This window comes from Catenovulum agarivorans YM01, from assembly GCF_000281085.1.
GTDB lineage: Bacteria > Pseudomonadota > Gammaproteobacteria > Enterobacterales > Alteromonadaceae > Catenovulum > Catenovulum agarivorans.
Genome location: NZ_JH767531.1, coordinates 157,485 through 171,888, shown reverse-complemented (window position 1 = coordinate 171,888; position 14,404 = coordinate 157,485). Strand labels below are relative to the sequence as shown.

At 40.0% G+C, this 14,404-nt stretch carries 11 protein-coding genes; 4 read left to right on the top strand and 7 right to left on the bottom strand.

The genetic code is table 11. The annotated features are described in order from the left end of the window. Positions 1-107: 107 nt before the first annotated feature. The 4 genes from WSC_RS0114800 to WSC_RS0114780 form a co-directional block, all read right to left on the bottom strand. Positions 108-422 carry a DUF2149 domain-containing protein gene (locus tag WSC_RS0114800; protein WP_016956727.1) on the bottom strand — a complete coding sequence of 105 codons (315 nt, stop codon included), beginning with the start codon at positions 420-422 and terminating at the stop codon, positions 108-110. Further along, complete coding sequence (locus WSC_RS23005; RefSeq protein WP_016956726.1) at positions 409-999, bottom strand: MotA/TolQ/ExbB proton channel family protein; 591 nt, start codon at positions 997-999, stop codon at positions 409-411. The genes WSC_RS0114800 and WSC_RS23005 overlap by 14 nt, the downstream gene beginning before the upstream one ends. 421 nt (positions 1,000-1,420) lie before the next feature. After that, positions 1,421-2,524 (bottom strand): HmuY family protein, encoded by a 1,104-nt coding sequence (locus WSC_RS0114785; protein WP_016956724.1) that lies wholly within the window; start codon positions 2,522-2,524, stop codon positions 1,421-1,423. A gap of 29 nt (positions 2,525-2,553) precedes the next feature. Further along, a complete protein-coding gene (locus tag WSC_RS0114780; protein WP_016956723.1) occupies positions 2,554-4,470 on the bottom strand; it encodes a TonB-dependent receptor plug domain-containing protein in 1,917 nt (638 codons plus the stop codon). A 309-nt stretch (positions 4,471-4,779) separates the two neighbouring features. Between WSC_RS0114780 and WSC_RS0114775 the strand changes: the two genes are divergently transcribed. Both WSC_RS0114775 and WSC_RS23000 read left to right on the top strand, forming a co-directional pair. Further along, complete coding sequence (locus WSC_RS0114775; RefSeq protein ID WP_016956722.1) at positions 4,780-6,531, top strand: tetratricopeptide repeat protein; 1,752 nt, start codon at positions 4,780-4,782, stop codon at positions 6,529-6,531. Positions 6,532-6,562: 31 nt separating this feature from the next. Then, positions 6,563-7,444: a substrate-binding periplasmic protein gene (locus tag WSC_RS23000; protein ID WP_016956721.1), complete on the top strand. Its 882-nt coding sequence runs from the start codon at positions 6,563-6,565 to the stop codon at positions 7,442-7,444. Positions 7,445-7,461: 17 nt separating this feature from the next. Here WSC_RS23000 and WSC_RS0114765 read toward each other — a convergent pair whose 3' ends face one another. Both WSC_RS0114765 and WSC_RS25505 read right to left on the bottom strand, forming a co-directional pair. After that, positions 7,462-8,190 (bottom strand): SIR2 family NAD-dependent protein deacylase, encoded by a 729-nt coding sequence (locus WSC_RS0114765; RefSeq protein WP_016956720.1) that lies wholly within the window; start codon positions 8,188-8,190, stop codon positions 7,462-7,464. Between the two features lie 210 nt (positions 8,191-8,400). Continuing rightward, positions 8,401-9,795 carry a flagellin N-terminal helical domain-containing protein gene (locus tag WSC_RS25505; RefSeq protein ID WP_016956719.1) on the bottom strand — a complete coding sequence of 465 codons (1,395 nt, stop codon included), beginning with the start codon at positions 9,793-9,795 and terminating at the stop codon, positions 8,401-8,403. A gap of 200 nt (positions 9,796-9,995) precedes the next feature. Here WSC_RS25505 and WSC_RS0114755 point away from each other — a divergent pair, with 200 nt between their 5' ends. Beyond that, entirely contained in the window at positions 9,996-12,110 is a 2,115-nt protein-coding gene (locus WSC_RS0114755) for an AAA family ATPase (protein ID WP_016956718.1), read from the top strand. Here WSC_RS0114755 and WSC_RS0114750 read toward each other — a convergent pair. Beyond that, complete coding sequence (locus WSC_RS0114750) at positions 12,107-13,135, bottom strand: helix-turn-helix transcriptional regulator (RefSeq protein ID WP_016956717.1); 1,029 nt, start codon at positions 13,133-13,135, stop codon at positions 12,107-12,109. The genes WSC_RS0114755 and WSC_RS0114750 overlap by 4 nt on opposite strands. Positions 13,136-13,293: 158 nt before the next feature. Here WSC_RS0114750 and WSC_RS22995 point away from each other — a divergent pair, with 158 nt between their 5' ends. Continuing rightward, on the top strand, positions 13,294-14,274 hold the full coding sequence (locus tag WSC_RS22995) for an FtsZ/tubulin family protein (protein ID WP_016956716.1): 981 nt from the start codon (positions 13,294-13,296) through the stop codon (positions 14,272-14,274). The last annotated feature ends 130 nt before the right edge of the window (positions 14,275-14,404 follow it).

The following is a 14,404-nucleotide window of genomic DNA, read 5'->3' as shown; positions in this document are numbered from 1 at the left end:
TTTTAATCAATCAAATTACTTGCAAACGGAGTGGGTCCATATATGGCTTGCAGCGTTTGGCGATGGTAATTCCATGCGGCATTGCTGCCACCGAACGAAATTACAAACTATTCACTGCCTTCTGGCACATATACAATCGAGCCATCGGCCATTTTGTAGGCAACACCAGCTTTTGTACCTTCACCCGAACCAATTTCGCCGCTACTTTTAAACGTCTCAATGGTTTCACCATTTTTGATGATCATTTCCATATTCGGCTCACCCGCGTTTTTAATTACTGTGACATTTTCGGCACTAAACGGGTTCATAGGGTTTTGTGCAATCGCAATTAACAGCGCAGCGATTAACACCAAAAAAACGTCGACTAAGTTGACCACGCTTAATGCTGGGTTGATTGCTTCGTCTTCATCAAGCAGCCGCATTGTTTTGCTCCGCTTGTGGTTTTGTTGCTTGCGGATTAGATAAATTGGCGCGTGCGTTTACCGCAACTAACTCTTCAGCCAACCAACGCTTTTTCACACTGGCGATCCAAAATGTAATTGAGGCGATTACCAAGCCGAAAATAACTGCTGAGAATGCGATAATTAGATTTTCGCTGATACCTTGAATATCGCCGTCGGCCAAGCTTTTAAGTGCAGGTCCCATTGGGATCATAGTGGCGATTAGACCTAACATTGGCGCAAGGCGGCTTACGTTACGTACACCTTCTAATAATTTAAGTGCGGCAACGTCTAACTGGTCTTTATCAATTTTTTTGTTGTGATTAGCCAATTGGGCAATTGGATAACCTTGTAAATTCTTTCCTGAAAATTGAGCAACATCCTTGCTGTTTACAAATTCATTAAAATGATTTTGGTTTTGTTTGCGCTGCCATGTTTGCGCAATACATTCACCAATTGCGAATAGGCTGTAGATGAATAAAATAACGAGCAGGATAAGTACAGGTGCCATGAAAAAATCTGACATCTGGTACATGAGTTGTTCAATTTGGGTGATCATAATTTTTCTTTCGTGACTTAAATTTAATTTGTAAAAAGTTTCGCAACCAACTCAGATGCAGCATTGCTAGCACGGAGCTACACAATCACTCAGGCCGATAGTGCATTTACGCAAAAACGCTGTAAATACATCCTTGTACGCTCGCAAACGTCATCCATGACGATTGAAGTTTTGCTTAAAATGCACCACCGCCCTTCCTTCGGCTTGCGAAGCTGCTACTGTGCTCACTTCAAACCGCTGGAGACACACCACCAATAAAACACAAACACGCATAAATCCGTCTTTGGAGCTCCGCCGAGCCATCCATGGCTCAGAGGGTTTGCTTTTTTCTTGCTGGTGCATCTCCACTATTCTGTGTTTACCGCCTTTCCTTGTGCTTGTGCACAATTCCATGCGGCATTGTTGGCACTAGAAGCTCCGTTTACAATGCATCCGCGCGGAAGCTGTAGTTACCCGACTCTAAATCAGCGTTGTAATAACCCGTAATTTGTAACTTATAAGTCGCTGAAGCGGTTTTGATTAAATACACTCCATATTGCGACCACAATTTATGACCACTTTGTAAGTTGTATTGATACCAAGGTTGATCATCAAAAGCTTTTACATGGTATTCATCAGGTTGGAAGTAGTAGTAACGTAAAGCAGCTGTATCAATTGCCGAGTAATTGCTGCCAAAGTCTTGGATAGCAGTCGCATCGTCAGCAATATGCATTTCGTAACCAACTTGGTCGTTGTTGCCAGTACATGGCATGTAGAAATCCCATGCGTCTGTGCTTGAAACCATTTGTTTCAAATCAAAATCAACATACAAACCTGAGTAGCTTGCACAAGCTGCAACTGCATCAACTGTTAATGTGCTTTCAGCTTCAAAACTATCGTCCGACGCACCTTGGTTAGCCAAAGTAAAAGTGACACTGCTTAAACCACGAGCTGCAGTTTTAACAAAATCACTGACGCGGAATTTACTGAAGATACCGTCTGACTGCACAATAAAGTATTTGTCTGCCGACGCTGAAGCGACATGGTTTACCGGGTCATAGTCGTAAAAACCATCCAAGATATATTTAGTTTCATCTTGCTTAAACATATCGTCAGCAGGCACAGCATCAGCTGTAACTGAGGTATAGTCTTCTAACTCTGTTTCAGCGGTTGCATTCACAAAACTATCAACAATGGCTTTGCCATCAGCATCAAAAAAATCTGCGTTGTTGCCAGTGAAGTACATGCCAACTGTGTTATCAGCATGAGTATTTAAATAAACGCCGGTGCGTTTAAATGCAATGTCCCACTCACTGTTAGCGGCGGCTTCTTCAGCAGTTAAAGTTAATTCTGTTTGTGTGTCTAAATCGAAATAAACAAATTTAGAATCGGCTGACGTACCGGTTGAATAAGGGCCGAAACTGCTCACAACTGGGGTATTGTCTTTGCCGCCAGTTTCGCTGCCACCGTCGTTTGAATCACTGCTACCACAAGCAGTTGCTAATAGGGTAAGTGCCGAAGCCACTAATAATTGATTGTGTTTCATAGTTTGCATCTCTATAAAGTAATTTTTATTTAAAATTGATAGGTAAAGCCTGCGTACAAACGTCGGCTGCTAACTTCTCTTGCATCAAACTGCCCAGCTGCTACCGCTGCTTCGTCTGCATGCTCGTCAAAAATGTTGTCTACACCAGCGCGCCAAGATAAGTTTTCATTCCATCTCTGGGTGAAATTTAAGTTCCAACTGCTCCAATTGTTGTTGGACAATCCGGTAAAATTTTCATTGCTATATGCTTCATCCGCTTGGAAAAGCCAATAGAGCAAAATGTCTAAATCGTATTTAGATAGCTGATATAAAAAGTTGCTTTTAACCTGATGGCGAGGACGGTCGGCTAAACGACCAGATTCAAGGTTGTGTGCATCTAAGTAGCTGTAATTAAATTGATATTGCCAGCTGGTTAAACTGAGTTTGGCGCTAATATCAAAACCTTTCATCTCTGCACGGTCGATGTTTTGGTAGCTAGATATTTGATATTCGTAATTCACTGCTTGGGTTGCTGCTAGGTCAAATTCCGTTTTAATTAAGTTTTCAACTTTAGAAAAATGTAGATAGGTTTCTAACTCAAAGTCCGCTTGTTTATTCCAGACTGGTGTTTGCCAAGTCATAGTTAAATTGGCTTGTTTTGAGGTTTCAGGCTGTAAATTTTCATTGCCTAACACCATATAACCCAAATGACGATGGTCAAAAGTGTAGTAACGCTCTTTCAAATTAGGTACGCGATACCCCTCGCCTACACCAAAGCGCCAGTTAATTTTTTGCTCACCAAAAGTTTGTTTGAGCATGGCTGATACACGCAAAGCTCTATGCCAGCCAAAATTAGTGTCGTATTGAGCACGTGCGCCAGCAAGTAGCTGAAAGTCACCTTGTATGTAGTTTGCTTGGCTATAGAACTCGGTTGCAGAGCGGCTCTCGTTATCTATTTCAATGGTGCGACTTTCATCTAGCTTGTATTGATCTAATCCATCAAAATGCGCAACACCACCATTAACCCACTCAATTTCCGCATCATTCGACTTTAACGGAATAGTCACTACATACTTACCGTCTATGTCATTGAGCTTAATTGTAGTTTTACGTTTGCTTTCTTCACCGCTGATTTCTTTATGCAGCATAGAACGTGTATTAATGTTCCAAGCTTGGTTATTTGCCCAAAAAGCTGTATCGAATTGGTACTGCTCAACTTCAGATCCATAACCAGCAACCACAGTTTCTTCACCAACAGATAATCGGCTTTTTTGTTTAAATTTATCTTCAGTAAAGTAACGCAGCTTTGCTTGTACATTGTATGCGCTAAATTCACGGGTTAGTGAAGCGTCAGCGAATAATTTATCGAGACTTGCCGATGATTGTTTTTGGTCTTGCTTGTTGTAATCAAAACCTGGTTGTTGAATTAAATTAATATTGGTTCTAGCTATCCATTTACCAAATTGGCGCGAGATGTTCAAACGTGTTTGGTGTTCGTACTCATTACCGTCAATCGCGTTGTTGTGGTAATTAGCCAATTCGTAACTAATTTTTGTGCTATTGCCAACCGCTTTATTGGTGATGATATTAATTACTCCACCCATAGCTGAACTACCATACAAAACAGAACCAGCACCACGCATTACTTCAATTCGTTCAATATCATTAACGCTAATTTGATCTAAATCGACCTCTGAGCCTGTTGGGGTTAAGACTGGTTGGCTGTTAACCAATACCAATACCTGATTACCGCCAAAACCTTGCATTTGAATGTTGTAGCCGTCTTTTGGGCTGCGGGTAACAACCAGTCCAGGAACATAATTAAGCGCTTGAGCGACAGTGCCTTGGCTAACACGGAGAATTTCGTCTGCTGTGATAACCTCTACCGCAACAGGAGAGTTACTTAATAATTTTGCAGTACGAGTACCTGTCACAACAATATGCTCCGCCGCCGCTGTGGTTTGCATTGACTCAGCCTGAGCACAGGGGCTCACGCCTAAAGTGACTAGAGGCAGAGCCGTTACTAGACTAGACAGCTTAAATTTTTGTTTAACTAAATCCTTTTGATTACGGCATCCCTCTTGCCCGTTAGAAGATGGAAACAAAACAACACCAAACAAACACAAATGAGAATGGTTTGCATTTTAATGATCATTTAAACAAAGTCAAGAATGCTTGACCTTATTTTTGAGGCCCTTGGGCATTTGCGCCGCCACAAATTTGCAACTATGTTTAATAAGTTAACCACAATGCTAATATGACTAGGGGCTTGATAAATGCAGATGGTGCTTCAACTTCGCAAGTTGTATATGTATTGTTTAATGGTCACGCTCGGCTTTTCAGTTCAAGCACAAGATTTGGTAGGAAAATCATACGAACAGCAGCAAAGCGAATTAACAGAAGCCATTTTTCAAGCCCAATCGAATAACGATATTGACCAAAGTCTGATTCTATTATTGCAACAAATTCAACTAGCTATCTCAGCAGATGATACTGTCAAAATTCAAGAATATTTAATTCGAGTGCGAGCACTCAAAGACAAAGTGTCCAACCCCCAAACTGTATTTTCTAGTTCACTTGAACTCTCACAAATTTACCGGCATTTAGAGTTGCTGGACCAAAGTTTAGTAGAAGCAGAACAAGCCGAAGTAAAAGCAAAAGAAATGCGTGAGCCTGAGTTAATTGTTCAAGCATTAAGAAATAAAGGTTATGTGTACAAAGCACTAAAACAAAACGAAGATGCATTAATGACATTTTTATCGGCACTACGCCACCAATCAAGCACAGACACCATGACCCAAGCGAGTTTGATGCGTAACATTGCCGATGCATACTCTAAAATAAACGAACTAGTTTCTAGCGCACGTTATTACGAAAAAGCAACGGCAATACTGAAAGCTTATCCAGACAAAAAATTACTTCCACAGACCTTAATTATTTTAAGCAAAACACAAAATAAAATGGGGGATTATGCCCAAGCACTTATTAATATAAACCAAGCTTTATCCATTTCTCGCACCTACTTTCATCAAGCTCAAGAGTTAGATGCGTTAACCGTGCTATCCATTCTACATCGTAAATTAGGCAACTATGAAGACGCGCTTAAGTATGGCTTACAAGCTCTAGCTCTATACAAAAAATTGGATGATCCGAACGGCTTTGCAGCTGCTGCAAATTCAATTGGTTTAATTTGTATTCATTTGGAACAATTCGACAATGCCCGAAATTATTTCAATCAAATATTGCTGTTAAATAAATCAGAGGTAAACCCCAAGTACCGAGCTGCCGCTTATCGCGAACTAGGCAAACTGATTATAGATACAGAACCCAGTAAGGGATTAAGCTACGTAAAACAAGCTCATGCAATCTTTACCCAGCTGAACGATTTAAAAGGTGCGGGTACTGCGCTTAAAAATTTAGGCAACATATACATTCGATTGGGTGAAATCGACCAAGCTCAAACAACATTTGGCCAAGCAATTGACTTATTTACCTCAATACAAGATGTTTGGAATAAAACTGACACCCAAATTCAATTGGCCGCGAGCCTAGTCAAGACTGTGCCTATGCAAGCTGCAGAATCAGCACTTGCGAGCCTACAAACTGCACAAGAAATTGGCGCGCAGTCTCTGGAGTTTGACGCCTACAATGTCCTGCAAGAAGCTGAAGAAGCTGAAGAAGCTGTTGGCAACTATCGTCAAGCACTTCTATACGCAAAACAAAAACAAACTCTATCGCAACACTTAAGAACCGAGTCGTTAAATAAAAAAATGGCTGAAATGAACATTGTGTTGCAAGTAGAAAAAAAACAGTATGCATTGGCTCAAGCAGAGCACGAAAAATCCTTGCTTGAGATAGAACTAAACAACAAAGAGCACCAACTAATCTTACTAAAAAAAGACAATGAGATTAGTGAGTTAACCATAAAATATCAATTTATCATAAACATACTGATAGGGCTTGGCGTAATGGTTGTTTTATTTTTTATCGCTACAAAATTTTTTGCGATTGGTAAAAACAAAGTGTAGGCATAACGAATTAGATACAGGGTATTAATAGATGAAAAACAAACGAATGCCACTCGTAATATTGTTAACTGCCTTACTAAGCCTGCCATTTCAAAGTTTTGGCAAAGATGTCATTGTTTCAACTAAGCCAAATGCTGATTTAGACTTAAGAGCTCAATACCCTCATGCTGTGCTGCGTAAATCGTTAGAAATGAGTATGCAAAAGTACGGATTTTTTGAAATAAAATTAGTGGAACGAGAGTTAGATAACTTTTCTAAAATGATGGAGGTACATGACGGAATACACATGAATTTAACTATGGCAATGACAACGCCTGATTGGGAGTACCTAAACATTCCAATTAGAATTCCAATCCGCCGCGGTATGGCCAATTTCCGCTTGTTGGCGACAAATGAAAAATACTTAGATAAATTTAGCCAAATAAAAACACTCGCCCAACTAAAAGAGCTATCAGCTGGGGTTGTTTCGAAATGGAGCATCAATGAAATTTTAGGCAGTGCTGGCATACCTTTAGTTGAGACCAGTAACTACGATAGTTTGTTTAAAATGCTTAACAAAGGGCGCTTTGACTATACCCCAAGAGGCATAAACGAGGCTTTTTATGAACTTAACGAGAGAAAAGACACGCTAACAAATATAGTTATTGAGCCTAATTTGGTGTTATACATGCTGCAACCCTATTATATCTTCGTTTCTCCCAAGCATCCTAGAATAGCAGAGCGTATTGAGTATGGGCTTGAAGAAATGATAAAGCACGGCATCTTAAAAAAGATGTTTGTAAAACACCACGCCGAAAATATTGCAGCGGCTAACTTAAACAACCGAACCGTGATAAAAATCCACAATAAATTTTTAACGAATAAAACGCCAATTAACCGCAAAGAGCTGTGGATGATTTATGACGAAGAGTAAATTCAAGGCCTAATCATTCACCCTTTTTGTTGAATATATTCTAGCGCAGTCATTCGGTGATAAATAACGTCAGGATGAAATAATTGCACAGGGGTTGGATCTACCACTTCGATTGGTATTTGATCGTAGCGGGCAATATCTAACGCCATTTGGGTGATACCAACGCTAAACGAAGTACCGATAAATACAATGCGGCCAGCCTTTTTCATCAGCTGTTTTGCTTCGAAAATACGGTAAAGTTCAGTGTAATATTCATCAAACAGCAAGACATAAGGTTTGTACGATTTGTCTATAACCGGCGTGTGGTTGTCAATTTTAAACAGCTCTAATAAAGACTGCTGCAAACAAGTTTCATCCACCTTATGCCATGGTGCATCTATCACTTGAACATCTTCAACCATTTCATCTTGATGATGAAACAATGTCATTTGATCAATGCGTCCATGAATTGCTATGTAATCTTTATTACCTGCTTTGCCGTCTAACCCATCAATATTTTGCGTAATGAGGTTTTTATCCGCAAGCCAATGGTGCACCTCGTTTGGCCCGTGATTGCGATACACCACAAACCTTTGATAGTACCAAGATAAAAACTCAGATGGATTGTTTTGATACATGGCCCGAGTCGCCATTTCCATTGGTGTATAGTTTTTACTACCTATGGTCCAATAACCATCTTCACCACGAAATGTCGGAATGCCACTAGCAGCGCTAACACCCGCGCCGGTAATGTAGAGCGTGTTCATTTAATTCTTCCGTTCAAAGTTCAACCTACCGCATGGACACTATTCACCACTATTCTACCTAAACGCATTGCAATGCGACCAATTCAATTTGCTAAGCACTGCATTCCTAATTGGATACGCTTAGTAAAATACACGCATATGACGAAAATTAAATAGAAATGGCTTCTGTGGCAAAAATAACAGAATATGTCGTTTCACAATACTTGTTAGCTAAGATAGTAAAGATAATACCAAATTAGGCCGTTGGCTATTTTGTGCAAGCAAAGCCTGTGCAGATTGTTGCAGAATTTGATTTTTAGTCAGGTCAGCTGTTTCAGCTGCGTAATCAGCATCTGAGATTCGCGATTTAGCCGCTGCTGCAGCCTCTTGCTGCTTATGCATACTGCGCAGGGATGACTGAATAGAGTTTATGCTTGCACCGTACGTTGCTCTATGCTCTGCGACTTGTGCACTGGCAATATCAGTTTGCGCTAACGCAGCTTCAGCTGCTGCAATTGGATCTAGAGCTAAATCACTTATCCCAAGGTCTTCAGTGGTGGCAGGTGTTTTAGGTATTTCAATGAATTGCTGTGCTTGTCCGGTTGCTGTTGTTGTGGTTATACGTAAATCGCCCTCTGCAGAATAGTCGCTTGGCGCGTCATATCCCGTCCAACTTGGGGTAATACTATATGAGCCACTACCAACAACAGAAATAATGAGAGGAGTTGTTACTCTGTCTATTGTAACGCGCTCTATTTGTGATTCACCTGACCCCACAGTACCATTATTACCATTTGTTGGATCACTGTTTAAGTAGTCTCCATCTCCCGTAAACGTGAAATTCATTCCTAAAATTTGCTGCGAGCCTTGGGTCATTAATAATGAATCATTATAGCTCGCATTTGCGGTATAGCCGTTCGACGTCAAAAATAATTGTGAAGGTAAATTAACCCCGTTCCACACTGCATCTTGGCTATTATGTGGCGCGAAACCTGAATTAAAAGGAGTACCTACGACATGCCCCCCTGAAGGGGTGAAAATTTGAATATCATCATCCATAGACAAGGAATCAATAGCTATATCTACCCCTGTTAATCCTGCAGGTAAATACGCAATTGAACGCACTCCTGAAGGCTGTCCAGATAAAGTAACACCATTAGCATACGCATCAACAATGGATGTTACGTTTTCAACTTCTGGCGGCGAATCTGTTAATGGATGGCGGCCAAAGGCTTCAGTTTCGTAAGCAATATTATTAATTTCTGACTTGAGTTGCTGAAACTCAGCATCTAACGCCTGCCTATCAGCAGCACTTAAAGTACCATTTTGCGCTTGCACTGATAGTTGACGCATACGCTTTAACATATCACCAACTTCAGTTAAGGCGCCTTCAGCTATTTGGCTGTAGCTTATGCCGTCATTTAAGTTTCTCGCAACTTGTTTGCTAGAAATTTGCGAAGTTTCTAATCGAGTTGATATTTGTGAGCCAGCCGCATCATCTGCCGCTGAATTAATTCTTAAACCAGACGATAAACGCTCAAAAGACTTGGATAAGTTTGTATTGAACGCATTGAGCTGATTTTGAATATAAAAATTGGAGGCCGAATTATGTACCGAAAGGCTCATTAATTTCTTCCACTGAAATAGGAACATATACAACTTGTTATTTATCGGACTATAACAGTAGAACTTGAATAATTTTTTGTCTTTTTGAACATTACTTGCCAAGCGACACCTTTTGTCGCTTACCTCCCCTACACTCACCCTATCAAGTGTAACCAGCCACTTCACCAACAATGTATCGACCTAACAATCGGAGAAGCATCATGAACTTCAAGCAGTTATGCGATTGGACCAACAAAAACCTAACACCCGAGTTGACTGATTACATTAACATTCAGGGGCGTTTACTTGTATTAATGGGGCAAGAGTTAGATGCTAAAAATACAAAAATTGCTAGGCATAAGTCACATCAATTTGATTGGATTATTGGTGATGGGTTGATGGCAGAGTTAGATTGGGAGCTAGAAGCCCTACATGGTTTTGAATGTGATTTGAACTCTGACAGGCTTTTGAAAAAACATGCCCGTCAATATGCTCGTTTTTTGCAACGTTTATTCATAAGTCAGGCGCAAAAAACACTCAAAAAATCACCTTTTATCGCTAACTTAAATCTGCTTAAACAAAGGTTGGGCTTATCTGAGGTAGACACTAAGCTGCTAGAAATTATCTTTATTTACCAACGTGAAATAGGGCCTCACATTTGCCGAGGACAAGATTTATCAAACAATATAGATACATTGTTGATTGAATTTTCAGGGCAGGTGATTTCTCGCCAATACATTGCCAATATCTGCCGTGGGCATGAAAACCCTTTATTTACATCGGGCATGATTAAGTTGTCGCTAGATGGTGAAAATTGGCACGACATGTTAGAGCTACATAGTAAATTTGACAAACTTATCTCTAGTCACTTCGAGCTGAACGATTTGTTATACCCAGAAGTTAAACATAAACGTCCAAAACCAGAGTTAAAAGCATGTGATTTCAGCCACATAAAGAATGAATTAACCTGTTTAACACTGCTTGTTCGGCATGCCTTAACAAACCAACAAAGGTTAAATATTTTGCTGGTAGGTCAGGCAGGTTCTGGTAAAAATGAATTGGTTTATCATTTAACCAAACAATTTAAATTAAGTTTGACTGAAATAAGCACCTCCATTGGTTCTGGGTTTAGTGGCGATCAAGTTACCGAATCAGACCGTTTATCAAATTTACTCTGTTACAACAGCCTTGCAGCTCACAATCATCAAAGTATTGTTTTACTCGACGAAGTAGATGAGTTATTTGTTCAGGCAAATTCAGGCATCAGTTTTAAAATGCGCAGTTCCGTCAGCAAAGTTCAGCTTGTTTATGCGCTCGATTCAGTCAACTTAATTACTTTTTGGGTTTGTAACCACAAAGAAAATATTGAAGAGGCTTTTTTACGCCGCTTCGACTTTATTTTAGACATGCCTAAGTTAAACCAGCAACAAAGGCGCAAAATGGTTAAACGCATTGTTGGCACTAATATATCAGCCGAATTAGAAGATGAGCTGGTTAAAATTGAGCAGGCGTCCCCTGCGTTTTATCAAGCAATCGCTAAAAGCTTTAAAGTAGTTACCGATGCAAAACTGCAACAGACCTTGCTGCATACTTATAGCAAAGGTTTATACGATATCGATAACCCGAAAGATGCAAATAAAAACCCACCTGTTAAATATCTGGCTGAATTACTCAATACCAATGTAAACGCAGCAGAGTTAATAGCCGGAATTAAACGCAGTAAACAAGCGCGAATATTATTGGCGGGCGTGCCGGGTGCAGGTAAAACTGAGTTTTGTCGTTTTATTGCCGAGCAATTAAAAATGCCGCTAATTCGTAAAACGCCATCAGACATTCAAGATAAATACATTGGTGAAACTGAGGTTAAAATTGCCAACACCTTTGCAGGTGCTTATGAGCAAAATGCAGTGTTATTGTTTGATGAAGCAGACGGATTATTGCGCACCCGCGAGTCAGCCAACCAAAGTTGGGAAATAAGCCAAATTAACGAATTTTTAGCCCAGCTAGAAAATTTTGATGGTATTTGTTTTGTCGCGACTAATTTTCCGAAAACGCTTGATTTAGCTTTGCAACGACGTTTTGATTTTAACGTGTTTTTTGATTACCTAACGCATGCACAATTATGCAAAGCTGTCGCGTTAGATACCAAACGTAAATTAACCTCAGCGCAGCAAAACCAACTAAAACAACTAACAAAAATTGCACCGGGCGATTTAACAAAAATACGTAGGCAAGCGCGTGTAATAGCCAAACCACTTAATTTTAGTTTTGTATTTGAACAACTAAAAATTGAGGAATCACTTAAAAATGGCGGAAAAAGAAAGATGGGGTTTTAAACCTCATCTTTCAGAATATTATTTACATACAGTCTACTTGCAGCAGCATGCTTTTGCGCAATATGCTCGCGATATTCAAGTGGTTCTAATACTTCAACCTTATCAGCTAGGCTTAAAATCCAGCTTTCGAAGTCGTTGGTAAGTTTTACTTCCACCTTGTATAAGAGATATTTATCCGTGCGTTCAAGCAAAATAAAAGTGTCGTTAATTGGGTTTTCCAACATGACCCCACACATATAACCGTAAAATTTCAGCAAAAGCTGCACCGGTTTATCTGTCCAGGTAACGGCGGTTCCCCCAGCTTCAACATACTCATGTAAATTAAAATCAACTGGATAATCAAAAGATTGCTCTGTGCTTTCTGCCTCGCAAATGCGCTGCATGGCCAACAGCCTTATTTTGTCTTCGCCTTGATACTTCACCACCAAATAACGGGTATGCGAACGAACAACCAACCCCAACAATTGCACGACAATCCATTTATCTGGATTACAGTTTGGCGTTTTTGACATGTATTGAATTCTAAGCAAGGTCTCTTCAAACAATGCTTGGTAACACAATTGCTGGATGGTTTCATCAATTTCGGCTTGCAGTAACGGCTGGCCTCGCTGTTCGATAAATACTTTTTTTGCCCAACGTTTATACGGGGAGTTAGCCGGCTGTTTTTTCAGTACAAGCTCTGCTTGATGTACTTGTTGTTGTAATTGTTTTGCATAAGCTGAATAGGGTAAAACAGCCCCCGCATATTGGTTAAGTAACTGAATACACAAGGCATCAAAAGCTGTCATTGAAGATGCAATAATTGACGCGCCCTGCACCAATCGCCACTTTATATTGCGCTGCGCTTTTGGGTTCTCGGCCTCAATTAAACCTTCAGTAATTAATTGGTCAACAATACGTTCAATTGTTCTTTTGCTGGCTTGCTTATCAAATTGAATTTGCCAACGCTCATACAGCTCATTGGTTGTTATTGCGTACCTCGCACTGGCAAGAACCTCAATAATCTGTTGTTTTTTATCGTCCATAAATTCCTTGATGCTGATCTTAAAAAGCCGTTCGCAGTATTAACTACTATCACTTGCTAAAAAACAACCCTGTATTCATTTAATACGACACCGGTTGTCGTTGCACTACTGCAAACTCAATCTCATTCAACGTTAAACAATAAATGTGAGCAAAAACTGTGGATCAACAAGCAAAAATAGCGGTAATCGGCGTAGGTGGTTGTGGCTGCAACAATGTTAAATTATTGGCTGAGCTAGGTTTAACACAACAAGCCAAACTATATGCACTGAATACTGACATAGTCAGCAAACAACAAAATGGTATTAGTTACATACAATTAGGCGAAAACACCACCAAAGGATTAGGTGCAGGTGCAAAACCTGAAATTGGCGAAGCCGCTGCAAACGAAAGTGTAGAGCAAATAACAAAGCTAATAACAGATTTAGACTTACTGATATTAACGGCCGGTTTAGGGGGTGGAACAGGCAGTGGTGCTTTACCAGTTATTTGCAATTTAGCCGCACAAATTAACTTACCAACCATTTGTGTAGTAACTTTACCTTTTGCGTTTGAAGGCAAAAAACGCATGCACCATGCACAAGCAGCCCTTCATAAAATAGAAGGCATCAGCAATGCGATACAAGTATTAGCTAACGACAAACTTAAAAGCACACTCGGTGCAAAAGCCACCTTGTTAGACTGCTTTGCTTATTCTAACCAAGCAAATGTTGATTGTTTGTCTGGCTTGGTTTCAGTATTAACCGACACTGCGTTAATCAATTTAGATTTGAACGATATTAAAGAGGTATTGCTAACCCCTAGTTTTGCCAATGTCAGCAAATTTAATCTACCACTAGACAATTTAACCGAGCTAACAGACGAGAGTTTAGTTAACCCACTCTCACCCTATCAACTTATTGGCCGTTGCCACGCAGCTCTAGTTTATATAAAAGCGCCAAGTGATTTTGAATTAACCGATTTAGAAAAAATAGGCTCAATGTTTCAACAGCACATATCTGAATCAGCATTAATTGTCTTGGGTTTTCAGCAAGTTGCTGGCAATCTCAAACAAATTGAGGTGTTTTATTTGCTTAACGGTGTATTAGAAAAAGACCCAACTGGAACACTTTTATTGGTAAGCGACAACGTTTGTCGCTAATTCTGGTTAAGCTTTGTATCAGTTGAGCTTAGTGCTAGAGAGGTAGTGTTTATTATGAATATTGATGCGCTTTCGCGAATAATTAACATGTTAAATTGTGTACCGAGTTATCCGGTTAAAACCACAACTC